General features: G+C 63.1%; 19 protein-coding genes, 1 tRNA gene and 1 rRNA gene (1 of these 21 only partly in view). 10 read left to right on the top strand and 11 right to left on the bottom strand.

Translation table 11 applies throughout. The features are described 5' to 3' along the window. A complete protein-coding gene (locus SPO_RS16655; RefSeq protein WP_011048972.1) occupies positions 1–1,218 on the top strand; it encodes a phenylacetate--CoA ligase family protein in 1,218 nt (405 codons plus the stop codon). Positions 1,219–1,391: 173 nt separating this feature from the next. Beyond that, entirely contained in the window at positions 1,392–3,059 is a 1,668-nt protein-coding gene (locus SPO_RS16650) for an ABC transporter permease (RefSeq protein ID WP_044028705.1), read from the top strand. Between the two features lie 77 nt (positions 3,060–3,136). Here the strand turns inward: SPO_RS16650 and SPO_RS16645 are convergent, their stop codons facing one another. From SPO_RS16645 to SPO_RS16625, 5 genes are all read right to left on the bottom strand, one after another. Beyond that, positions 3,137–4,144, bottom strand: a complete 1,008-nt coding sequence (locus SPO_RS16645; RefSeq protein ID WP_044028703.1) for a Fe(3+) ABC transporter substrate-binding protein — start codon at positions 4,142–4,144, stop codon at positions 3,137–3,139. Positions 4,145–4,250: 106 nt separating this feature from the next. After that, the gene (locus SPO_RS16640; RefSeq protein ID WP_011048969.1) at positions 4,251–5,858 is read right to left on the bottom strand and encodes an arylsulfatase; all 1,608 of its coding nucleotides are present in this window, start codon (positions 5,856–5,858) and stop codon (positions 4,251–4,253) included. Between the two features lie 185 nt (positions 5,859–6,043). Further along, complete coding sequence (locus SPO_RS16635) at positions 6,044–7,633, bottom strand: hypothetical protein (RefSeq protein ID WP_044028701.1); 1,590 nt, start codon at positions 7,631–7,633, stop codon at positions 6,044–6,046. Between the two features lie 120 nt (positions 7,634–7,753). Beyond that, a complete protein-coding gene (ykgO, locus tag SPO_RS16630) occupies positions 7,754–7,879 on the bottom strand; it encodes a type B 50S ribosomal protein L36 (protein ID WP_011048967.1) in 126 nt (41 codons plus the stop codon). Between the two features lie 77 nt (positions 7,880–7,956). Then, a tRNA-Val gene (locus SPO_RS16625) sits at positions 7,957–8,031 on the bottom strand. Positions 8,032–8,181: 150 nt separating this feature from the next. On the opposite strand from SPO_RS16625, the gene SPO_RS16620 reads away from it, so the two are divergent. After that, the gene (locus SPO_RS16620) at positions 8,182–9,042 is read left to right on the top strand and encodes an N-formylglutamate amidohydrolase (protein ID WP_011048966.1); all 861 of its coding nucleotides are present in this window, start codon (positions 8,182–8,184) and stop codon (positions 9,040–9,042) included. A 16-nt stretch (positions 9,043–9,058) separates the two neighbouring features. Here SPO_RS16620 and SPO_RS16615 read toward each other — a convergent pair whose 3' ends face one another. Next, positions 9,059–9,556 carry a DinB family protein gene (locus SPO_RS16615; RefSeq protein WP_011048965.1) on the bottom strand — a complete coding sequence of 166 codons (498 nt, stop codon included), beginning with the start codon at positions 9,554–9,556 and terminating at the stop codon, positions 9,059–9,061. A gap of 48 nt (positions 9,557–9,604) precedes the next feature. After that, complete coding sequence (locus SPO_RS16610; protein WP_011048964.1) at positions 9,605–10,867, bottom strand: DNA polymerase IV; 1,263 nt, start codon at positions 10,865–10,867, stop codon at positions 9,605–9,607. A gap of 68 nt (positions 10,868–10,935) precedes the next feature. On the opposite strand from SPO_RS16610, the gene SPO_RS16605 reads away from it, so the two are divergent. Continuing rightward, a complete protein-coding gene (locus SPO_RS16605) occupies positions 10,936–11,385 on the top strand; it encodes an NUDIX hydrolase (RefSeq protein ID WP_011048963.1) in 450 nt (149 codons plus the stop codon). Positions 11,386–11,710: 325 nt separating this feature from the next. On the opposite strand, the gene pyrF is transcribed toward SPO_RS16605, so the two are convergent. Continuing rightward, positions 11,711–12,445, bottom strand: a complete 735-nt coding sequence (pyrF, locus tag SPO_RS16600; protein ID WP_011048962.1) for an orotidine-5'-phosphate decarboxylase — start codon at positions 12,443–12,445, stop codon at positions 11,711–11,713. Between the two features lie 107 nt (positions 12,446–12,552). Further along, on the bottom strand, positions 12,553–12,738 hold the full coding sequence (locus SPO_RS16595) for a hypothetical protein (protein ID WP_144084025.1): 186 nt from the start codon (positions 12,736–12,738) through the stop codon (positions 12,553–12,555). 290 nt (positions 12,739–13,028) lie between these two features. On the opposite strand from SPO_RS16595, the gene clpB reads away from it, so the two are divergent. Together clpB and SPO_RS16585 are read left to right on the top strand one after the other, a co-directional pair. Continuing rightward, positions 13,029–15,647: an ATP-dependent chaperone ClpB gene (gene clpB, locus SPO_RS16590; RefSeq protein WP_011048960.1), complete on the top strand. Its 2,619-nt coding sequence runs from the start codon at positions 13,029–13,031 to the stop codon at positions 15,645–15,647. 182 nt (positions 15,648–15,829) lie between these two features. After that, on the top strand, positions 15,830–16,525 hold the full coding sequence (locus SPO_RS16585) for a DUF6629 family protein (protein ID WP_011048959.1): 696 nt from the start codon (positions 15,830–15,832) through the stop codon (positions 16,523–16,525). Between the two features lie 3 nt (positions 16,526–16,528). Here the strand turns inward: SPO_RS16585 and SPO_RS16580 are convergent, their stop codons facing one another. Both SPO_RS16580 and SPO_RS16575 read right to left on the bottom strand, forming a co-directional pair. Further along, positions 16,529–16,924, bottom strand: a complete 396-nt coding sequence (locus tag SPO_RS16580; protein ID WP_144084024.1) for a hypothetical protein — start codon at positions 16,922–16,924, stop codon at positions 16,529–16,531. 98 nt (positions 16,925–17,022) lie between these two features. Beyond that, complete coding sequence (locus SPO_RS16575) at positions 17,023–17,460, bottom strand: hypothetical protein (RefSeq protein ID WP_044028694.1); 438 nt, start codon at positions 17,458–17,460, stop codon at positions 17,023–17,025. A 112-nt stretch (positions 17,461–17,572) separates the two neighbouring features. Between SPO_RS16575 and SPO_RS16570 the strand changes: the two genes are divergently transcribed. From SPO_RS16570 to SPO_RS16555, 4 genes are all read left to right on the top strand, one after another. Beyond that, positions 17,573–19,126 carry an FMN-binding glutamate synthase family protein gene (locus SPO_RS16570; protein WP_044028692.1) on the top strand — a complete coding sequence of 518 codons (1,554 nt, stop codon included), beginning with the start codon at positions 17,573–17,575 and terminating at the stop codon, positions 19,124–19,126. A gap of 106 nt (positions 19,127–19,232) precedes the next feature. After that, positions 19,233–20,132, top strand: a complete 900-nt coding sequence (gene msrP / locus SPO_RS16565; RefSeq protein WP_011048955.1) for a protein-methionine-sulfoxide reductase catalytic subunit MsrP — start codon at positions 19,233–19,235, stop codon at positions 20,130–20,132. 3 nt (positions 20,133–20,135) lie between these two features. After that, entirely contained in the window at positions 20,136–20,732 is a 597-nt protein-coding gene (gene msrQ / locus SPO_RS16560; RefSeq protein WP_011048954.1) for a protein-methionine-sulfoxide reductase heme-binding subunit MsrQ, read from the top strand. A gap of 719 nt (positions 20,733–21,451) precedes the next feature. Further along, positions 21,452–21,586, top strand: a 16S ribosomal RNA gene (locus tag SPO_RS16555); it runs 1,328 nt beyond the window's last position.

The raw sequence follows: 21,586 nt of genomic DNA, 5'->3' as shown, positions 1-21,586 counted from the left end.
ATGACCCATTTTGACCCGCTCGAAACCCGCACGGACGACCAGCGCGCCGCCGATCTGGCCAGCGCCTTGCCGCAACAGATCGCCCGCGCCAAGACGGCGCCCGGCTTTGCCCGGCTGCTGGCCGATGTGGACCCGGCTGCGATCACCGATGCGGCAGCGCTGGCGACATTGCCGGTGCTGCGCAAATCGGAACTGAGCCGTGCCCAGGGCGAACATCCGCCCTTTGGCGGGTTCACCGTCAAGCCGGCGCATGGCTTTGCCCATGTGTTCCAGTCCCCCGGTCCGATCTATGAACCGGGCGGCACCGATCACGACTGGTGGCGCATGGGGCGTTTCCTGCATGCCGCCGGCATCGGCCAGGGCGACATCGTGCAGAACTGTTTCGGCTATCACCTGACGCCCGCCGGCATGATCTTTGAAAACGGCGCGCGGGCGGTGGGGGCGGCGGTGCTGCCCGCTGGCACCGGCCAGACCGAATTGCAGGTGACCGCCGCGCGCGACATCGGCTGCACCGCCTATGCCGGGACACCCGATTACCTCAAGGTGATCCTGGACAAGGCCGAGGAGATGGGGGTTGCCCTCAAGTTCACCAAGGCCGCGGTGGGCGGCGGTGCGCTGTTCCCGTCGCTGCGCAAGGAATATGCCGATCGCGGCATCTCGTGCCTGCAATGTTATGCCACCGCCGATCTGGGCAATATCGCCTATGAAAGCGCGGCGATGGAGGGGATGATCGTCGACGAACATGTGATCGTCGAGATCGTCACCCCCGGCACAGGAACGCCGGTGGCGCCGGGCGAGGTGGGCGAGGTCGTGGTGACCTCCCTCAACCCCGATTACCCGCTCATCCGCTTTGCCACCGGTGACATGTCCGCCGTCCTGCCGGGCCATTCGCCCTGCGGCCGCACCAATATGCGGATCAAGGGATGGATGGGCCGTGCCGACCAGACCACCAAGATCAAGGGCATGTTCGTGCGCCCCGAACAGGTGGCGGCGCTGGTCGACAAACATGCCGAGATCGTCAAGGCGCGGGTGATCGCCACCCGCGTGGGCGAGATGGATGCGATGACGGTGCAGATCGAAAGCAGCGGGGGCGATGATGCGGCGTATGCCCGCTCGGTCGCCGAAGTGCTCAAGCTCAAGGGCGCGATCGAGGTCGTGGCCCCGGGCAGCCTGCCCAAGGACGGGCTGGTGATCGAGGATCAGCGCCGCTACGACTGATGCCGCCTGACAGAGACCATTGGCCCCGCGCAGAGCGATCCGCGCGGGGCCGCGTCGTTTTGCACCCTGTTTGCAGGGGTGTGGGGAGAGGGAATATCCCGTCAGGCACTGGTATTTCCGACTAAACTGGTCGATTAAGGGCATTGGAACCGCAGAACCCGCCAGGACCCGCAATGGCTGACACCCGATATGCCGCCCATGGCTCCCGCCGCCGCCTGTCTTCGGGCACCCGCCTGTTGGGCGGCTTGGCCTTCGCCATCGCCGCAGCCTGCCTGTTGCCGATGGTCGCGGTGGCGCTGGCGGCGCTGACCGGAGGCACCGATACGCTGGCCCATCTGCTGGAGACGGTGTTGCCGGGCTATGCGGCGACAACCTTGCTGCTGGTCGCGCTGGTGGCTGCCGGGACCTTTGCCGTCGGGGTCGGTGCGGCCTGGCTGGTGACGATGACACGCTTTCCCGGCGTGCGTTTGCTGGAAATCGCGCTGGTGCTGCCGCTGGCCTTTCCCGCCTATGTGCTGGCCTATGCCTATACCTTCGTGCTCGATCATCCGGGGGTGGTGCAGACGACCCTGCGTCAGGTGACAGGCTGGGGGCCGCGCGACTATTGGTTCCCCGAGATCCGCTCGACCGAGGGCGCGGCGGTGATGCTGATCCTGGTGCTTTACCCCTATGTCTACCTGCTGGCGCGGGCGGCCTTCCTGCAGCAAAGCGCCAGCGCCTTTCTGGCGGCGCGGGCGCTGGGAACCGGGCCCTGGGTGGCCTTCTGGCGGGTGTCGCTGCCGATGGCGCGGCCGGCGATTGCGGGAGGGGTGCTGCTGGCGGTGATGGAGACCATCGCCGATTTCGGCACGGTGGCCTATTTCGGGGTGCAGACCTTTGCCACCGGCATTTATACCAGCTGGTTCTCGATGGCCGACCGGGCGGCGGCGGCGCAGCTGGCGCTGTGTCTGCTGGGCTTTGCCCTGCTGCTGGCGGTGGCCGAGCGTACCCAGCGCGGCAAGGCGCGCTACTACCAGTCCGGGCGCCGGCACGCGGCGCTGCCCGCGGGCGAGTTGAAAGGGTGGCAGGCGGCGGGCGCTTTCACGCTCTGTGCGGTGCCCGTTGTGCTGGGCTTTGTGCTGCCGGTGGTGATTCTGGTGCAGATGGGGCTGGAGTCCGAGCAGAACCTGCTGTCGCGCCGCTATGTCGGATTCATCCGCAACTCGCTGACGCTGGCGGGCACGGCGGCGGTGGTGACGGTGACGGCGGCGATCTGCGTGGGCTTCTTCCAGCGGTTGAGGCCCGGGCGGCGCTCGGACGGGGCCGCTTATTTGGCGCGGCTGGGATATGCGGTGCCGGGCGGGGTGATCGCGGTGGGGCTGATCGTGCCCTTTGCTGCCTTTGACAACGCGCTCGACGCCTGGATGCGGGCCCAGTTCGGCCTGTCCACCGGTTTGTTGATCACCGGCTCCATCTGGCTGCTGATCGCGGCCTATATGGTGCGGTTTCTGGCGGCGGCGCTTGGCGCCTATGAGGGCGGCCAAAGCATGGTGCACGCCAATATGGATGCCGCCGCCCGGTCACTGGGGCAGGGGCCGCTGGGCACGCTCCGCCGTATCCACCTTCCGATCCTGACGCCTTCGCTGATGACCGCGCTGCTGATCGTCTTTGTCGATGTGATGAAAGAACTGCCCGCGACGCTGATCATGCGCCCCTTCAACTTTGACACTTTGGCGGTGCAGGCCTATCGCCTGGCCAGCGACGAACGGCTGGAGGGCGCGGCGGTGCCGTCGCTGGTGATCCTGGCGATGGGGCTGTTGCCGGTGATCCTGATCTGCCGTCAGGTCGGACGGGGCCGGTAAGCGGCCCTGACCGAGCCGTAGACATGAGAAAAGGCGCGGGCGAGGGCCCCGCGCCTTTGTCTTCTGGTTGAGTTGGCTTACTTCCAGCCAACCTCGTTGAAGATTTTCTGTGCCATCGGGATGTTGGCGGCCACTTCGGACAGGTTCACTTCGTCGGCCTTGAACTCTCCCAGCGCGGCCACGTTGTCGGCCAGGTCGACACCGGTGACGGCGGGGTATTCGTCATTGCCATTCGAGAAATAGACCTGCGCCTGATCGCTGGCGAGATACTCCAGGAACTTGACCGCATTGTCGCGGTTGGGCGCATGGGCAGCCACGCCGCCGCCGGACAGGTTCATATGCGCGCCTTCGGCGTCCTGCGAGGGGAAGGCGATGCCGATCTTGTCGATCTCGCCGCTCAGCCCCTTGACGTCGCTGCGCAGGGCGCGGGCGAAGTAGTACGAGTTCGACACCGCGATCCCGCATTCGCCCGACACGATGCCGCGCAGCTGGTCGGTATCGCCGCCCTGCGGTTCGCGCGCCATGTTGGCGACGACGCTTTCGGCCCAGTCGCGGGCAACATCTTCGCCGTGATGGGTGATGATGGCGGCCAGCAGGGTCTGGTTATAGGTGTTGGTGGACGAGCGGATGCAGACCTGCCCCTTGTAGGCGGGATCGGCCAGATCGAGATAGGTGGCGGGCGGCGCGCTGACACCGGCCTTGTCATAGAAATAGAGCCGCGCGCGCTGCGAGAAGCCGAACCACTGGTTGTCGCTGTCCTGCAGGTTGGCGGGAATGCGGTCTTCGAGAACGGCGCTGTCGATGGCTTGCAGCAGGCCGGCCTCTTTGGCGCGGGCCAGACGCGAGGTGTCGACGGTCAGCAGCACGTCGGCGGGCGAATTGGCGCCTTCGGCCTGCATGCGGGCGATCAGCTCGTCCGCCTTGCCCTCGATCCGGTTGATGCGGATGCCGGTGGCCTCTTCGAAATCGGTATAGAGCCGCTCGTCGGTGTCATAATGGCGCGACGAATAGAGGTTCAGCTCGCCCTCGGCGATGGCCGAGGTGGCAATCAGGGCAAGCGCGATGGCAGTGGTGGTCTTGAGCATGGGAGTCTCTCGCGATTCAGTTAATCCGACTGAAATAGTCAATTACCGGATTTCGCGAGGGGTGCAAGATAAAACTGATTATTTCAGTCGGGTAATGCTGTCGCAGTCACCCTTCGGCGTTGTCCATCTGCCAGGCCGCCAGCAGCCGGGGTAGCGCGATGTTCCAGTCCAGCACGCCGGTCTTGTCGGCCCAGTCCTGGTATTCGGCCACCAGCGCCTTTGCCCGATCGGGCTCACCCCGGATCAAGTCGTTCAACTCCGTTCTGTCGGCCTCGATATCGTAAAGCTCCCAGTCCTGCCCATGCAGCCGCACCAGCTTGAACTGGCCCAGACGGATGGCGCTGTTGCCCTCGTGCTCGAAAAAGATGGGCTGCTCGCGCTCCCATTTCTTGCCGCGCAACAGGCCCAGCAGGCTTTCACCCTGCAAGGGCTGCATCCCGTGCCCGCCCAGTTCCGCAATCGGCGGTGCGCCCGCCGCTTCCAGGATCGTCGGCAGGATGTCGACCACATGACAGGCGGCGTGGAGCGGCACAGGTGCCGCGATCCTGCCGGGCCAATGGGCGATCAGCGGTGTCGAGATGCCGCCCTCGTGCACGTAATGCTTGAACTTGCGGAACGGTGCGTTCGACACATTGGCCCAGGGCTTGTCATAGCTCTGATAGGTCAGCGCGCTGCCGGGCATGATCTCGGGCCGGTTGCCCATTTCGATATGTCGCCCGTCATGGGTGGTATCGGGAAAGAATTTGGCCCAGCCGTCCTCGGCCATGAACTCGGCGCAGCCGCCATTGTCGCTGAGAAACAGGATCAGCGTGTTGTCGAACTGTCCCATCCGTTTCAGCGCCGCCAGCAGCGTGCCGATGGACTGGTCCATCCGGTCCACCATGGCGGCATAGGTGGCCATCTTGCGCGCCTCCCAATCCTTGTGCGGCGCGGCCTCCCAGGGGCAGACATCCGCGTCGCGCGGGCTGATCTGCCAGTTGGTCTGAAACAGGCCCATCGCGTTCATCGTCTCGTGGCGGCTGCTGCGCAGCGCGTCCCAGCCGCGCCCATAGACCCCGTCATAGCGCGCGATATCCTCGGGATGCGCATGCAGCGGCCAATGCGGCGCGGTATGGGCGAGGTAGAGGAAGAAGGGCTGCTCCATCTCCACCGCCTCCTCGACCATGCCGATGGCCTTGTCGGTGATCGCGTCGGTGAAATAGAAATCGTCCGGAAAGGTTTCGACGCGGGTATCGTCCTCCAGCATGTAATGCGGCGAGAAGAAATGCGTGACCCCGTCGACGATGCCATAGAACCGGTCGAACCCGCGTTGGCGCGGGGTGGGGTGGTCGACATCACCCACCCGCCAGCTGTCCACTTCGCGCGCCATGAAATCCCCGCCCACATGCCATTTGCCCGACATGCAGGTGCGATAGCCCGCCGCCCGCAGATGTTCGGCAATGGTGGCGCAGTCGTTGCGCAGGAAACCGCGATAGGCGGGCGTGCCCAGGTCGGCCCCCATATGGCCGATCCCGGCATTGTGCGGGTAAAGCCCGGTCAACAGCGAGGCCCGCGTCGGACAGCAGCGCGCGCAATTGTACATCGCCGTCAGCAGCGCGCCGTCGCGCGCCAGCCCGTCGATATTGGGTGTGCGGATCTCGGACCCGGTACAGCCCAGATCGGCGAACCCCAGGTCGTCGGCGAGAATGAGAATGATGTTTGGCTTGCGGGACATGGCGGCCTCCCCCTTGCATGACAGGAGGCTATCGCGCGCGACCGGTTGCGGGAACCGCGGAATCGCTTGTCCGCAACAACAAAATCGCGCCCAGAGGCGCGGTTTTCATTGCAGCTGGGGCGCCTGTCGGTGGCTCGGCCCCATCGTGCCATTGGCCTGCGGGGCTGTCCCCCGGCGCGCCTCACCTATCCCATGGCCGCAAGATCGACCTCGACCGGCGTGAACCAAAGCGCCTCTATCGGTGCCAGCCGTTCATTCTCGCACTGCCCCTCTGAGGCGGCACGCTCGGTCTCGGCGCGAAGTTTTTGCTGTTTGAACACCGACAGGTCCTTATGCCGTCTGTTCTCCAAGCCGGCCAAACGCATTGCATCAAACAGCCGGTTGGCCCGGATCAGCGGGCAAATGATCTGCGCATTCCGGTCGGTCTCGGCGATGAAACGGTCCCAGTCCGGCTTGCCCTGTCCGGTGATCCATTCCAGAAACTCCAGCTGTTTGAACTTGCGCTCGACAAAATCCCCCAGCCAATCGGGACGGTGCTTGGAATAGACGATGGCGTTGATCATCAACGTGTCGGTCGCAAAAATCCCCTCGACCGGGTAGCCCGCCTGCTTGTTCTCATTGTTGAGAAAGCGGGCATAATCCTCCCAGAAGTCCGGGTTGTAGGGGGCCGCGTACAAACGGCGGCGCATGTAGTCCAGACGCTCGTCGCGGGTCGGGCTGCCAGACGGGGTAAACATCCAGTTGTTGTCGGCGCCCTTGGTTACCCGAACAGTGTCGCTGAGCAGGACATCCAGCGCAGAAAGTTCATAAGGGTCGGTTTCCAGCACGGCCCTTGCCCAATCCTTGCTCCGTTCCAAGACAAGGTGATGCACCGGGCTGAGGCCGGGGCGCATGCTGTAGCGTTGATCGAACATCTTTGACAGGCGCAGGTCCCGCACCTCGCTGTCCTGGAAATAGCGATGCGCAAAGGCGAGGTCTTCGGCATTGGGCGATTTGTCAAAAAGCGTCGCCCAGACCCGGTAATAGTCATACCAGGGATCGGGGTCCTCTTTCATCCAGGTGCGGATTTCCTCCATCCGGTGACCAAAGATCTCGCGCGAGGCATAGGTGATGCATTGCCGGGTCAGGTCGGCGCCGTTTGGACTCGCATTGGGGCCGAAGAAAGCGCACAGCGCATCCGCCAACTCCGAAGAACCGCCCCAGCCGGGATGGGCCAGCCAGATGGCGCGCCGCAATGTCCCGGCATTGGGCTGTTCGCTCATCACCCTTTCGACCACGACCAGCGCCTGTTCCTGCCGCGAGGTGCTGTTGCCCAGCGCGATGATCAGGTCGCTGGCAGGAATCAGGCTGGGGTCCATGCCATAGGCCCGCATGGCCAGAAGAAAAGCCCGCTCCAGCATCTCGCGGTGCAGCCGCAGCGCCTCGGGATAGGGGTCGCGGGCAAAATCCTCGCCGCGTATCCGCGATGCGGTTATGTACAGGCTCCAGCCGCGCGCGGTCGTGGCATAGGGCAGGTCCGGAGACTTGCGCTCCCATTCGGCAACCGCTTCGATGACATCGGGGCTTGATGAGGTGAACACCTCGAACAGCCGCCGCAGATCTTCATCCGAGATGTCGCCAGCATCGAAGGCGGCCTGGCTGGCCTCCAGGTCTGCGGTAAGCATGTCAAAGTCATGCGCCAGCAGCGATGCGCGGATCGTTTCGGCCGAGGGCGCGGCCAGCAGGGACTGGCCGCAAATCAGCGCCAGCGCAAACACCAGAAATCGTACAACCATATCCCATCCGTTCAAAATCTCTCTCGCCCGAGAGTTGTTCGGAAAGGTGGCAGATCTATGACAGGGGCAACAAAAAACCGCGCCCTGGGGCGCGGTTTTTCGAAAGTTTTGCTGCTGTTCTCAACCCTGGCGGGCTTTGAACTTGCGCTGCGTCTTGTTGATCACGTAGACGCGGCCTTTGCGACGCACGACGCGGCAGTCCCGGTGGCGGGACTTGAGCGAGCGGAGCGAGTTCCTGACCTTCATGGTCGTCTCCAATTCCTGCGGCGCGGGCCAGCGCCTGGGTTACGCGGGTCCTCTGTGTGACCAGAGGCTTGAAATCATGGTGGGCGGTACAAGGTTCGAACTTGTGACCCCTACGATGTCAACGTAGTGCTCTACCACTGAGCTAACCGCCCATGATTGCCGTCGCGCGCCTGCCCCAGAACGTAATGGGGCGCGGTAGCCCGCGCCGGTAAGCGGGGTCTATAAAAGGAGTCGGCGGGGGGATCAAGGGCTTTTGATCGAACTATTTTCCGGTCTATGATTTTGTTGATCCCGGAGGCCGTATGACCAACACCGCTTATCATCTGACCTTGCCCGCCGCACGCACCTCGAGCGTGGTTTTTGCCTCGCCCCATAGCGGCGCGCGCTATGATCCGCCGTTTCTGGCGCAGACGGTGCTGGATGACCATGCGATTCGCTCTTCCGAGGATGCCTTTGTCGATCAGCTGTTCGATTGCGCCCCCGAGTTCGGGGCGCCGCTTTTGCGGGCGGCGGCGCCGCGGGCCTATCTCGACCTGAACCGCAGCTGCGAGGAGTTGGATCCGGCCCTGATCGAAGGGGTACGCAAGGGCGGGCACAATCCGCGTGTTGCCTCGGGCCTTGGGGTGATCCCCCGTGTCGTGGCGGGCGGGCGGGCCATTTATCGCGGCAAGCTGAGCCGGGCCGAGGCAGAGCAGCGCCTGCAGGCGATCTGGCACCCTTATCATGCCCGGCTCCAGCATCTATTGAACGAGGCGCATGCGGCCTTTGGTCAGGCGATTCTGATCGACTGTCATTCGATGCCACGAGAGGCCCTGGAAAACAGCGTGGGCAAGGCGGCCGGCAAGCCGGATGTGGTGTTGGGCGACCGGTTCGGGGCCTCTGCCTCACCCGAGATCGTGGATCGGGTCGAGGCCGCCTTTACCGCCGCCGGGCTGCATGTGGTGCGCAATACCCCCTTTGCCGGCGCCTATGTGACCCAGGCCTATGGCCGCCCGTCGCGGCGCCAACACGCCATCCAGATCGAGATCGACCGCGGGCTGTACATGCATGAGGCAACCATTCGCCCGAATGGCAATTTCTCTGCGATGCGTGAGCTGCTGCGCGACGTGGTTGCCGAGATTTGCGGCTTTGCCTCTTTGCCCTTGCGGCTGGCGGCCGAATGACAAGCGGCGGACCGGGCTAGGTCAGAGCGGTCAGGTCTGTCACACCCGGTTTGGCACCTGCTGCTGTCAGCATGGCGTGAACCTGGCCTCGATGATGGGTCTGGTGATTGAACAGCTGCGCGGCGCAAAGCGCACCAGAGGCGGTGATGCGCGTCGCCCCGTCGGCCTGATACCAGGCAAGCGTTCCGTTCAGATCCGCATCCTTCAGGCCGTCGGCCCAGCTCTCGATCTCGCGGTCCCGGTGCTGGCGGCGCGTCTTGTAGTCCTGCCAGTCAGCCGGATCCGTCAGCGAATGACGGATGGTGTCCTGCGGGCGTTCGTTTCCCGTCAGCCGGGCCAGGATCAGCGCATCCGCCCAATACAGGTGATTGAGTGTTGCGGCGATCGACCCGAAGAACGCACCACGCTCCTGCCAGCGCGCGGCGTGTGTCAGCGCCTCGGCGGCGGTGATCAGGGATTTGTTCTGCCAGCTGTTGTAGCGGGCCATGACACGGCAGAATTCGGCTGAGATCATTCTCTTCCTCACGGTGATTTCAGGTGAAACGGGGATGGGATCGCGCACTCAGCGCATTCCGCGCCCCTTGAGGATCGCATCCGCGCCAAAGCGTTTGCGGATGGCATCGGTGGCGCGTTCGGCGCGGGCGCGCTGTGCTGCCTGCGGGTCGAGCAGATCGCCGGACACATCCGCCTCGGTCTCGGGGCACAGATGCGACAACCCGCACCCCAGCAGCCGATAGGGACCCTGATCGCCCAACTGGTCGAACAGGGCGCGTGCCGTGCGATAGATGCGGTCGGCCATCTGGGTCGGGTCGCGCAGCGATTGCTGTCGCGACAGGACCCGATGATTGGCGCGTTTCAGCTTCAAAGTCACCACCCGGCCCGCCAATCCGCGCGCCTTGGCCCGGTCGGCCACCTTCTCGGCCATCCGCCAGATATGGCCGTCGAGCACATCGGCGTCGCCGGTATCCTCGAAAAATGTGGTTTCGTTGCTGATCGACTTGATCGGGTCATGCGCCGAGACGCGGCGGCGGTCCTCGCCGCGCGCCAGATGCCACAGCCGCTGACCCATGGCGCCGAACCGGGCGACCAGCGCCTCCTGCTCCCAGCGCAGCAGGTCGGTGAAGGTGCGGATGCCCGCGCGCTCGAGGCTTTCCTGCGCCGCCGGACCGATCCCCCAGATCAGGCGCACCGGTTTGTCGCGCAGGAACTCGGCCGTCTCGGCCCGCCCGATCACCGAGAAGCCGCGCGGTTTTTCCAGGTCCGAAGCCACCTTGGCCAGGAACTTGTTATGGCTGAGACCGATGGAGCCGGTCACGCCCAGTTCGTCCTTCATCCGCTTGACCAGCCGCGCCAGCATCACCGCAGGCGGATGCCCATGCAGCCGCTGGGTGCCCGAGAGGTCCATGAAGGCCTCGTCCAGCGACAGCGGCTCGACCACCGGCGTCAGCTCGTCCATCAGGGCGCGGATCTGCTTTGACACCTCGGCGTAGACCGACATGCGCGGTTTGATCACCACCGCCTCGGGGCAGAGTTTCAACGCCTGGAACATCGGCATGGCCGAGCGCACGCCGCGAATGCGCGCGACATAGCAGGCGGTCGAGACCACGCCACGTTTGCCGCCGCCGATGATCACCGGCTTGTCGGCGAGGTCCGGATTGTCACGCTTTTCGACGCTGGCATAGAAGGCGTCACAATCCATATGGGCGATGGTCAGGCTGTCCAGTTCCGGATGCCGCAACACGCGCGGGCTGCCGCAAGACGGGCAGCGCCGGGCACTTCCGGTGCGTGAGAAACAATCGCGGCAGAGACCCGAGGCCGCAGTCATGGGAATATCCGGTTGAGGTGAGGCGATAGGACCCTCATATCTAGCCTGAACTCTGAAGGGATGAAAAGGTGACACAAACGGCAAGCGCGTTTTCCGGCGCAAAGCTGGCCCTGTTTCTGGGCGCTGAGCTGTTGGTGATCCGCCGCGACGACCGCCCGGACATCCCGTTTCCCGACCATTGGGATCTGCCGGGTGGGGGACGCGAGGGGGACGAAAGCCCGCTTGATTGTGCCCTGCGCGAGACGCGGGAAGAGGTTGGGTTGAGCGTGCCGGCTGATCGGGTAGGCTGGAGTTTGAGCTATTTGCGCCCGATGGGGCGCATGTGGTTTTTCACGGCGCATCTGCCCGCCGGATATGTGGACCAGATCAGGTTTGGCAACGAGGGGCAGGGCTGGCGTCTGATGGCACCGACCGACTATGTCCGTCACGCCCGCGCGGTGCCCCATTTCGCCGAACATTTGCGGCTCTATCTTGGCAGTTCCGACTATAACCAGGCGCGATCTGGCGGCGAGCGCTGAGCGATCTGTCGGTCACTTTCAAAAGAAAGGCCCCCCGCGCCAAGGGCGGGGGGGAGGTAACGAACCTCAGGAAGAGATGGTTCGTTGGGGAGTGTCTCGTGTTTAGAATCGCTCAAAAACGGTTGCCGGGGTAGGCTGGATATCCAGACCCGGGAAACTCGCTTTTTTGATGTGTTTTTACGGGCACAGCGGCAAAATGGCGCGGATTTCACCAAAGGATCTGATTTCAGGCCGTTTTTTACCCTACGTCAGGTGACGTAGGGTCGGTTTCCCGTCTTGCGGTGGGGCAAGGCAAAGATTTTGAGGTCTCGATAGCGACGCTGCATCAACTCCGGTTTGGTGCCACTGCTTGCGGAGAGGTCATTTCGGCAAGGATCGACAGAGCGGCGGCGCGAGGGTCGGGAGCGTGGACGACGGGCCGCCCCACCACGATGTGATCAACCCCGTCGGCAATGGCGTTGGCCGGTGTCGCGACGCGTTTCTGATCGCCCAGATCGGCACCCGCGGGGCGTATGCCGGGGGTCACGATCAGCCGCCCGGCAGCCTCGGGTAGGGCGCGGATCGCGGCCGCCTCCTGCGGGCTGGCGATGACACCATCGGCCCCGGCCTCAAAGGCGCGGGCGGCACGTTCCAGAACAAGGTCGTGCACATCACCGGGTTTGATCAGCGACGCATCCAGATCGTCGCGGTTCAGCGAGGTCAGAATGGTGACGGCCAGGATCTTGAGGTCCTTGCCGGCGGCGCCCTCCTTGGCGGCGCGCACCACATGCGGGTCGCCATGCACGGTCAGGAAATCCAGATCGAACTGGGACAGGCCCCGCACGGCGGCCTCGACCGTGTTGCCGATGTCGAACAGTTTCATGTCCAGGAAGATGCGCTTGCCATGTTCCTGTTTCAGCTCGTTGGCCAGAGCGAGACCGCCACCGGTGAGCATCCCCAGCCCGATCTTGTAAAAGGAAACCGCGTCGCCCAGCCGTTCGGCCAGGGCCAGCCCGGCCACCGCATTGGGCACGTCAAGGGCGACGATCAGGCGATCGTCGGCGAGCATTCTGTCTGTCATCTGGGGATCCTCCGGCTCGGGTCGCCCGTTCATACTGAGGCGGCCCGGAGGAGGCAAGCGGGCAGGGCGCTGTCACATCGGCACGTCCCGCCCGAGCGAAAGGAGTGTCAGGCCACCGCGGGCAGAGCCTGATCGTCCAGCGATAACTGCTGCTTGCCCGAACGGAATTCGGGCATCCGGCGCAATTGGCGCATCGCATCGCCGACAAAAGCCTGCGCGCGGGCGATAGCGCTGATCCCTTCGGGCAGCTCAAGCGAGCAGAACAGCGTCACCACACGGTCCGCCAGGGTCATGCAAACACTTGCAGAATGCCGGGCGGTGTTGGGGCAGACCTGGTATTGGGAGATTTCGACATTGGTAATCTGCATTGGGGCCTCCATGATCCCTTTCAGGAGACCTCAGAATTATTACCAAAAAACGGCAGAAACAGGGGAAAATGTGGCCAATTGGATCAATTCGGATAAACCCTTCGCGAACCCCTTGAAGATATTCTGGCATTCCCCAGATTGAATGCGAGGCCCAGACCGATGCGTGCCGCCTGGCGGGCGCAGACACCCTTGGGCGCTTGGAAAAGGAGAGAAAGATGGACTTGTCTAAGTTCACCGAGCGGGCACGTGGATTCGTGCAGGCGGCGCAGACCATTGCTCTGCGCGAAGGGCATCAGCGGCTGGCGCCCGAACATATTCTCAAGGCATTGATGGATGACGATCAGGGGCTTGCAAGCAACCTGATTGCGCGCGCGGGCGGCGCATCCAAACGGGTGGTCGAGGCGCTGGACGTGGCGTTGTCCAAGATCCCAAAGGTCAGCGGCGACGCGGCCCAGGTCTATCTGGACGGCCAGACCGTCAAGGTGCTGGACGAGGCCGAGAAGGTCGCCAAGAAGGCAGGCGACAGTTTTGTCCCGGTCGAGCGCGTGCTGATGGCGCTTTGCATGGTGAAATCCAAGGCCAAAGAGGCGCTGGATGCCGGCGAGGTGACTGCGCAGAAGCTGAACGAAGCGATCAACGATATCCGCAAGGGCCGCACCGCCGACTCCGCGAGCGCCGAAGAGGGCTATGACGCGCTCAAGAAATACGCGCGCGACCTGACCGAGGCCGCAGCCGAAGGTAAGATCGACCCGATCATCGGGCGTGACGAGGAAATCCGCCGCTCGATGCAGGTGCTGAGCCGCCGGACCAAGAACAACCCGGTGCTGATCGGTGAACCCGGCGTGGGTAAGACCGCTATCGCCGAAGGCATGGCGCTGCGCATCGTCAATGGCGATGTGCCCGAATCCTTGCGCGACAAGAAGCTCCTTGCGCTCGACATGGGCGCGCTGATTGCCGGTGCGAAATATCGCGGTGAGTTCGAAGAGCGGCTCAAGGCCGTGCTGACCGAGGTCACCGAGGCCGCGGGCGAGATCATCCTTTTCATCGACGAGATGCACACGCTTGTGGGTGCCGGTAAATCCGACGGAGCGATGGACGCGGCCAACCTGATCAAACCGGCGCTGGCGCGGGGCGAGCTGCACTGCATCGGCGCCACCACGCTGGATGAATACCGCAAATACGTGGAAAAGGACGCGGCCCTGGCCCGCCGGTTCCAGCCGGTTCTGGTCGAAGAGCCGACCGTCGAGGACACGATCAGTATCCTGCGCGGTATCAAGGAGAAATACGAGCTGCACCACGGCGTCGATATTTCTGACTCAGCCCTGGTGGCTGCGGCGACGCTGTCGCATCGCTATATCACCGACCGGTTCCTGCCAGACAAGGCCATCGACCTGATGGACGAGGCAGCCAGCCGTTTGCGGATGGAGGTCGACAGCAAGCCCGAGGCGCTGGACCAGCTGGACCGTCAGATCCTGCAATTGCAGATCGAGGAAGAGGCGCTGAAGAAAGAGAACGACGCCGCCTCGCAGGACCGGCTTGCCACGCTGCAAAAGGACCTTGCCGAGTTGCAGGAGAAATCCGCCGAGATGACCGCTCAGTGGCAGGCATCGCGGGACAAGATGAACGCGGCGCAATCCGTCAAGGAACAGCTCGAACGCGCCCGTGCCGAACTGGAGATTGCCAAGCGCGAAGGCAACCTGGCCCGAGCTGGTGAACTCAGCTACGGCATCATCCCCGAGCTTGAAAAACAGCGGGAAGAAGCCGAAGCCGGAGAGGATACCGGTCTCAAGGCCGAAGAGGTCGTGCGCCCCGAACAGATCGCGGCGGTGGTCGAACGCTGGACCGGCATCCCGACCTCGAAGATGCTTGAAGGCGAGCGCGAGAAACTGCTGCGGATGGAGGACGAGCTGCACAAGCGCGTCATCGGTCAGGGTACGGCGGTGACGGCAGTTGCCAATGCGGTGCGCCGGGCGCGCGCGGGTCTGAATGACGAGAACCGCCCGCTGGGCTCGTTCCTGTTCCTTGGCCCCACCGGCGTCGGTAAGACCGAGCTGACCAAGGCGGTGGCCAACTATCTCTTTGACGACGACAATGCGATGGTGCGCATCGACATGTCCGAGTTCATGGAGAAACACGCGGTTGCCCGTCTGATCGGCGCGCCTCCGGGCTATGTCGGTTATGACGAGGGCGGGGTGCTGACCGAGGCGGTCCGCCGCCGTCCCTATCAGGTGGTGCTGTTCGACGAGGTCGAAAAGGCGCATCCGGATGTGTTCAACGTGCTGTTGCAGGTGCTGGACGATGGTGTGCTGACCGATGGTCAGGGCCGCACCGTCGACTTCAAGCAGACGCTGATCGTGCTGACCTCGAACCTTGGGTCCCAGGCGCTCAGCCAATTGCCCGAAGGCGCCGACAGCGCCCAGGCCCGGCGCGATGTGATGGATGCGGTCAGGGCCCATTTCCGGCCCGAGTTCCTGAACCGGCTTGACGAGACGATCATCTTTGACCGGCTCAAGCGGGCCGATATGGACGGGATCGTGACGATCCAGCTGGGTCGTCTGGCCAAGCGCCTGGCGCAGCGCAAGATCGTGCTGGAGCTCGACGAGCCCGCGCGCAAATGGCTGGCCGATGCGGGGTACGATCCGGTCTATGGCGCCCGCCCGCTGAAGCGCGTTATCCAGCGCGACCTGCAAAACCCGCTGGCCGAAAAGCTGCTGGCCGGCGAGATCAAGGACGGCGACACGGTGGCGATCACCGCGCGCGAAGAAGGACTGGTCATCGGCGACCGTGTCGTCAGTTCGAGCCGGCCGCGCCCGGATGATGCTGTCGTGCATTGAGCCGCCGCGCGTTCTAAACTTGAGGCCCGCCAGAAATGGCGGGCCTTTTCTGTTTGAAACAGCCGCTTTGGCATCGACCGATGCGTGCAGTGTCATAGCGTAGGGGGGGGCGATTTGCCCGGCGAGCGGTTCTTTCCTAAGCTGGTGTCGCAAGCGCAGAGCCTACACCAAGGAGGTCATCCATGTGCTTTTCGGCCACGGCCAGTTTCGTTGCCGGTGCCGCCCTGATCGCGGGTGGCACGGTCGCGATTCGCAAGTCAGCGGATCTCGGGCCGCGGTTTCTGGGTTTTGCGGTCTTTCCCTTTTTCTTCGGCGTGCAGCAATTGTCCGAAGGTCTGCTGTGGCTGACACTCGATGGCCCTGGCCCGGTCGCGCCGGGTGCCGCCGCGCTGGTTTTTCTGTTCTTCGCCTACTGGTTCTGGCCGCTCTGGGTGCCGCTGTCCTCGGCCCTGGTCGAGCCCGACCCATTTCGGCGGCGGATCTTTTGGGGGCTGTCCGCTTTTGGTTTCAGTCTTGGCGCCGTACTTTTCCTGCCGGTGCTGGCCCGGCCCGAAACGCTCGATATCTATCTCGTAAAGCATTCGATCCAGTACGAGAACCCGAGCATGTTTCCGGGCGAGACCGCCAAGATCGTGGCGCGGTTGATCTATGCGGTGGTCATCTGCCCGCCGCTGGTGGGCTCATCCCATCCCCAGATACGCATCTTTGGATGGCTGATCCTGGCATCGGTGGTGGCGGGCTTTGTCTTCGCGGCCTATGCCTTTACCTCGATCTGGTGTTTCCTTGCCGCGATCATCTCGGGATACATCGTCTATATGATGACGGCCATCGGACGCGAGGATGCGCTGGTCGACCCGTCACGGCGCAATCTGTCCTGAGGCTCAGCCGCTCGAGGTGCGTTCGTCGCAGGTTTTCTTGGCCTGACTGACGGACAATGTGTTGCCGATGATCCCGACGTCGTTGGTCAGGGCAGGGCTGGCGCCCTGTGGCGGCGGGGTAAACCCGAATGTCACCGCCCGCCCGCCGGGTTGGGCGATGCTGGGAGAGGGGCCTTTCCAGACATAGAGCCGCTGATTGCCGGGCTTTCTCATCTTATTCAGCGCATGATCGCCCGCCCCGCACCAATAGATCGAATTCTCCGAGAAATCGGCGACCACTTCGATCAATCCGCCGGGAAGCGAATAGGCGATCGAGCGCGACTCGTTCCCCGCCAGCGCGACCGCTCCGGTCATGCTGGCGAGCAGGGCTGTAATGATGAAGGGCGGGACTCTGGTCATGGCGCATTCCTGTCTTGTGCAGGGGATACGCATGAACACCCCCATTGGATCACTACCGGTCCTTCAAGTCACAGGTACAGGGTCAGGCCCGCCGGGCATTACTCGCCGATGGCCTCGCGCACGATGTTGTCCAGCAGTGACTGAACCTCCTGCATCGGCCCCTCGGGGAATTGCCGAAATCCGATGGTGATCGCGTCCGAGCCGGGCTGTTGCATGACAAAGATGCCATAGGGGCAGAACACGACGTTCATCGGATCGGCCTCCATCACCTTGCGCGACAGCGCCGCCGAGCAGAACGAGAACACCTCGGCATGGTCGAACAGAACCACATCCGAGCCGACATCGGCTCGGGTGCGTTCCAGCATCTCGCCCACATGGCTGACGCTGTCGATCACCAGCCCACGCCCGACAATCGCGCTTTCCAGACCAAAGGTGACGTCCTCGAACGTATCGGTGGTGGTATAGGTCACCGCATCCTGTGCGGTGGCGGCGCCTGCGGTCAGCGCGATCACCGCGCCCAGTAACATCTGTTTCATTGCTCTCTCCCATAGTGGCCGTGTGGGTTGCACGGCGAGCGGTTCGCCTTCAGTCTGGATCGGAAAGAGTACCGCCGCTTTGCGCCACATCAATATATATAGGAGTTTTCGCATGGGTTTCGCCTATAACGCAATCGAGGTGATGGCCTTTGTCTTTGTCAGCGTCATTGGCCTGATGATGCTGACCGCCGTTGTCCTGTTCATTGTCGACCGGTTCCAGACCGGTGATGCGATCCGGCGGAACTATCCTGTCATCGGGCGGTTCCGGAACATCTTTACCGAGTTGGGGGAGTTCTTCCGGCAGTATTTCTTTGCCATGGATCGCGAAGAGATGCCGTTCAACCGGGCGCAGCGCAACTGGGTCTATAATGCCAGCGAAGCCAAGGGGAACACGGTTGCCTTTGGCTCGACCCGCAACCTGAACATTCCCGGCACGCCGATCTTCATGAACGCGCCGTTTCCGCCGCTGGACGACCAGTTCGGCGCAAGCGAGCCGCTGGTGATCGGCCCGACCTGTCGTCAGCCCTATTCGGCTCCCTCGATCTTCAACATTTCGGGCATGTCCTATGGGGCGATTTCGAAACCGGCGGTTCTGGCGTTGTCCAAGGGGGCCAAGGCGGCCGGGGTCTGGATGAATACGGGCGAGGGCGGGCTGTCACCCTATCACCTTGAGGGGGGCGCCGACATCGTCTTTCAGATTGGCACCGCCAAGTTCGGAGTCCGCGATGCCGAGGGCAACCTGAGCGATGACAAGCTGCGCGAGGTGGCGGCGCATCCACAGGTCAAGATGTTCGAGATCAAGCTGAGCCAGGGCGCCAAACCGGGCAAGGGGGGCATCTTGCCGGCGGCCAAGATCGACGCCGAGATTTCGCAGATCCGCGGCGTGCCGATGGGGATGGACGCGATCTCGCCCAACCGTCACCGCGAGGTTGACGATTTCGACGGGCTGCTCGATCTCATCGCCCATTTGCGCGAGGTGACCGGCAAGCCGGTCGGGATCAAGACCTGCATGGGTTCGGCCGACCCCTGGTTCGATTTCTTCCGCCGAATCCGCGAACGGGGCGCCGACAGCGCGCCCGATTTCATCACCGTCGATGGCGGTGAGGGCGGCACCGGCGCCGCGCCGATGCCGCTGATCGATCTGGTTGGCCTGCCGCTGCGCGAGGCGCTGATCCGGATGGTCGATCTGCGCGATCTGTCCGGGCTGCACGACCGGATCCGGATCGTGGCCAGTGGCAAGCTGGTGGCGCCGGGCGATGTGGCCTGGGCAATCTGCCTTGGCGCCGATTTCATCACCTCGGCGCGCGGCTTCATGTTCTCGTTGGGCTGTATCCAGGCGCTGAAATGCAACAAGAACACCTGTCCCACCGGCATCACCACCCATATCCCCTCGTTGCAAAAGGGGCTGGTGGTGCATGAAAAGGAAAAGCGCGTTGCCGCCTATGCGCGTTCGGTCATCCACGAGGTAGAGACCATTGCGCATTCGGTCGGCGTACCCGAGCCGCGCTTGATGCGGCGGCGGCATGTGCGGATTGTCTGCGATGACGGTACGTCGGTACAGATGGATGACCTTTATCCTTCGGTCAAATCCGATGCCGAGGGGCTGGATCGGGCGCGCGGAAACCGGCAGTTCGAAGACGGATTGCGCCGGCTCGGCGTGGTCTGAGGGGCGGGTTTGTTTCAAACCGGCAACGCAGCTGTGATCCGAGTTGCGTTGGCCGACTTCGCGTAAGGCAATAGATATGGGGGGAATGGAATGAACGGAGAGCCCGATGGCCCATCGCTGGATCAATGACCTGACCCCTGCTGACATCACGCCACGCGGGGCCTGGATGAATCGCAGGCAAGTGATGGCGGGCATGGCTGGCGCGGGGCTCGCGGCCTTTGCCGGATCGGCGCAGGCCGAGACGCTCGAGCCCAACAGCTGGGAAGAGATCACCAGCTACAACAACTTCTATGAATTCGGCACCGGCAAGGACGACCCGGCCGCTTATGCCCATCTGCTCAAGACAGTGCCGTGGTCAATCAAGATCGACGGGATGGTCGAGCGGCCCGGTGACTATGATTTTCAGGACATCCTGTCCGAGATGACGATCGAAGAGCGGATCTATCGGTTCCGCTGTGTCGAGGCCTGGTCGATGGTGATCCCGTGGAACGGGTTTGAACTGGCCGATCTGCTGGCCATGGCCGGAGTGCAGGAGGGCGCGAAATACGTTGCCTTCGAAACGCTCTACCGGCCCGAAGAGATGCCCGGCACCCGCTATCCGGTGCTGGAATGGCCCTATCGCGAAGGGCTGAGGCTGGACGAGGCGATGCACCCACTGACCTTGATGGCGACCGGCATCTACGGCAAGCCGCTGCCCAATCAGAACGGTGCACCGCTGCGTCTGGTGGTGCCGTGGAAATACGGTTTCAAATCGATCAAGTCGATCGTGCGGATCACCCTCACCGACCGCGAACCGCCGGCCAGCTGGAACATGGCCATCCCGAACGAATACGGGTTCTACAGCAACGTGAACCCCGAGGTTAACCATCCGCGCTGGAGCCAGGCCAGCGAACGGCGCATCGGTGGCGGTCTTTTTGCCAAGCGGCAGCCCACCCTGATGTTCAACGGCTATGAAAAAGAGGTGGCCGGCCTTTACCAGGGAATGGATCTGGCGAAATACTTCTGACCCATGGAACGGGTGAATGCATCGCTGCGCCGGATACCGGTCTGGCTGATCTATATGACGGGGGCGCTACCGCCCCCGGTCTGGCTGTGGATGGGCGCGACCGGTCTATTGGGTGTCGATCCCGCCAAGGCGATCGAACACCGGCTCGGGGAACTGGCGTTGCAAGCGCTGATCCTGGGATTGGCGGTGACGCCGATGCGGCGGCTGCTCGGGGTGAACCTGATCAAGTTCCGGCGCGCCATCGGAGTGCTGGCGTTCTATTATGTCAGCTGCCACTTGCTGATCTGGCTGGTGCTGGATGTGCAGATCCCGGCCCAGATCTGGGCGGATATCCTCAAACGTCCCTATATCACCATCGGCATGGCGGGGTTTGCCCTGCTGTTGCCGCTGGCGCTCACCTCGAACAACTGGTCGGTCCGGCGATTGGGGCCAGCATGGCGGCAACTGCACCGGCTGGTCTATGCGGCGGTTCTGCTTGGCGCGGTGCATTTCCTGATGCTGGTCAAGGGGTTCCAGATCGAACCCCTGGTCTATCTTGGCCTCGTTGTCATCCTGCTTGCCCTGCGGCTGCCGGTTGCGCGGCGCAGGCTTGCGCTCTGAATCCTCCGAAGAAAGTTGTCGGTTCAGGCTGCGGTCGCCTGTGTTCGGCCCGCCCGGCCCGTTACCCGCTCTACGCGAGGCGGTTTCTATGGAGTGACAGGGGCTAAAGGCGCCGATGCGGTTGGCGGTGACGCGATCTAAATATTTGAAAAAACTATATTTCCGCTCTCTTTCGAGATTTTTTCTGATTTTTGTATTTTTGTGCTTGCGACTCTTTTTGGTTGGGCCTAGAACCCCCTTCACCGGCGGCGCTGAGGTGCTGCTGACGGGCCGGAGAGACGGTCGGACACGCTGGAGAGACGGCGGCATTCGAGGGATGAGCGAGGCGGGCGCGCTGAGGGATTGGCGCATCGGTCTTGTTTTTGGCTCTGGGGCGCAGCGCTGTTTGACATTGCTGGATACTGAAGAGATATGTGGGCGGTTTGGTTCGTTTCGACGGATTGAAAGTCTGTATATCGCACTCTTAGGTTCGATGCCTGCGCTTTAGTAGCGTAGGCGGTAGCGCCGATGATGGAGTGTCAGCTTCACTGTTTGAGCGTGCAACGTTTCTTTTGGAACGATGTACATCAGACAGATGACTCTTGATGTTTGCCCTGGCCTAGCCGGGTTGGGGGAGCGACGTTGTTTGGGATGGTTTATCTGTCCTCAAGTAGCGGAGCGGTAGGACATCAAGGATGTGCAGAGGTTCGACTGTCATGGAAATGCTGGTAACGGCATTTTAACTTGAGAGTTTGATCCTGGCTCAGAACGAACGCTGGCGGCAGGCCTAACACATGCAAGTCGAGCGCGCCCTTCGGGGTGAGCGGCGGACGGGTTAGTAACGCGTGGGAACGTACCCTTTGGTAGGGAATAGC

It is taken from the genome of Ruegeria pomeroyi DSS-3, from assembly GCF_000011965.2.
Classification (GTDB): Bacteria; Pseudomonadota; Alphaproteobacteria; order Rhodobacterales; family Rhodobacteraceae; genus Ruegeria_B; species Ruegeria_B pomeroyi.
The sequence above is the reverse complement of the archived record's forward strand: the minus strand, read 5'-3'. Positions and strand labels throughout refer to the sequence as shown.

What these genes read in the sequence shown, in the direction of transcription:
- msrQ (WP_011048954.1), top strand. Translation starts at nt 20,136, where the DNA reads ATGGAACGGGTGAATGCATCGCTGCGCCGGATACCGGTCTGGCTGATC.
- SPO_RS16570 (WP_044028692.1), top strand. Translation starts at nt 17,573, where the DNA reads ATGGGTTTCGCCTATAACGCAATCGAGGTGATGGCCTTTGTCTTTGTC.
- SPO_RS16635 (WP_044028701.1), bottom strand. Translation starts at nt 7,633, where the DNA reads ATGGTTGTACGATTTCTGGTGTTTGCGCTGGCGCTGATTTGCGGCCAG.
- SPO_RS16585 (WP_011048959.1), top strand. Translation starts at nt 15,830, where the DNA reads ATGTGCTTTTCGGCCACGGCCAGTTTCGTTGCCGGTGCCGCCCTGATC.
- pyrF (WP_011048962.1), bottom strand. Translation starts at nt 12,445, where the DNA reads ATGACAGACAGAATGCTCGCCGACGATCGCCTGATCGTCGCCCTTGAC.
- SPO_RS16610 (WP_011048964.1), bottom strand. Translation starts at nt 10,867, where the DNA reads ATGACTGCGGCCTCGGGTCTCTGCCGCGATTGTTTCTCACGCACCGGA.
- clpB (WP_011048960.1), top strand. Translation starts at nt 13,029, where the DNA reads ATGGACTTGTCTAAGTTCACCGAGCGGGCACGTGGATTCGTGCAGGCG.
- ykgO (WP_011048967.1), bottom strand. Translation starts at nt 7,879, where the DNA reads ATGAAGGTCAGGAACTCGCTCCGCTCGCTCAAGTCCCGCCACCGGGAC.
- SPO_RS16615 (WP_011048965.1), bottom strand. Translation starts at nt 9,556, where the DNA reads ATGATCTCAGCCGAATTCTGCCGTGTCATGGCCCGCTACAACAGCTGG.
- SPO_RS16640 (WP_011048969.1), bottom strand. Translation starts at nt 5,858, where the DNA reads ATGTCCCGCAAGCCAAACATCATTCTCATTCTCGCCGACGACCTGGGG.
- SPO_RS16645 (WP_044028703.1), bottom strand. Translation starts at nt 4,144, where the DNA reads ATGCTCAAGACCACCACTGCCATCGCGCTTGCCCTGATTGCCACCTCG.
- msrP (WP_011048955.1), top strand. Translation starts at nt 19,233, where the DNA reads ATGGCCCATCGCTGGATCAATGACCTGACCCCTGCTGACATCACGCCA.
- SPO_RS16595 (WP_144084025.1), bottom strand. Translation starts at nt 12,738, where the DNA reads ATGACCCTGGCGGACCGTGTGGTGACGCTGTTCTGCTCGCTTGAGCTG.
- SPO_RS16620 (WP_011048966.1), top strand. Translation starts at nt 8,182, where the DNA reads ATGACCAACACCGCTTATCATCTGACCTTGCCCGCCGCACGCACCTCG.
- SPO_RS16580 (WP_144084024.1), bottom strand. Translation starts at nt 16,924, where the DNA reads ATGACCAGAGTCCCGCCCTTCATCATTACAGCCCTGCTCGCCAGCATG.
- SPO_RS16655 (WP_011048972.1), top strand. Translation starts at nt 1, where the DNA reads ATGACCCATTTTGACCCGCTCGAAACCCGCACGGACGACCAGCGCGCC.
- SPO_RS16650 (WP_044028705.1), top strand. Translation starts at nt 1,392, where the DNA reads ATGGCTGACACCCGATATGCCGCCCATGGCTCCCGCCGCCGCCTGTCT.
- SPO_RS16575 (WP_044028694.1), bottom strand. Translation starts at nt 17,460, where the DNA reads ATGAAACAGATGTTACTGGGCGCGGTGATCGCGCTGACCGCAGGCGCC.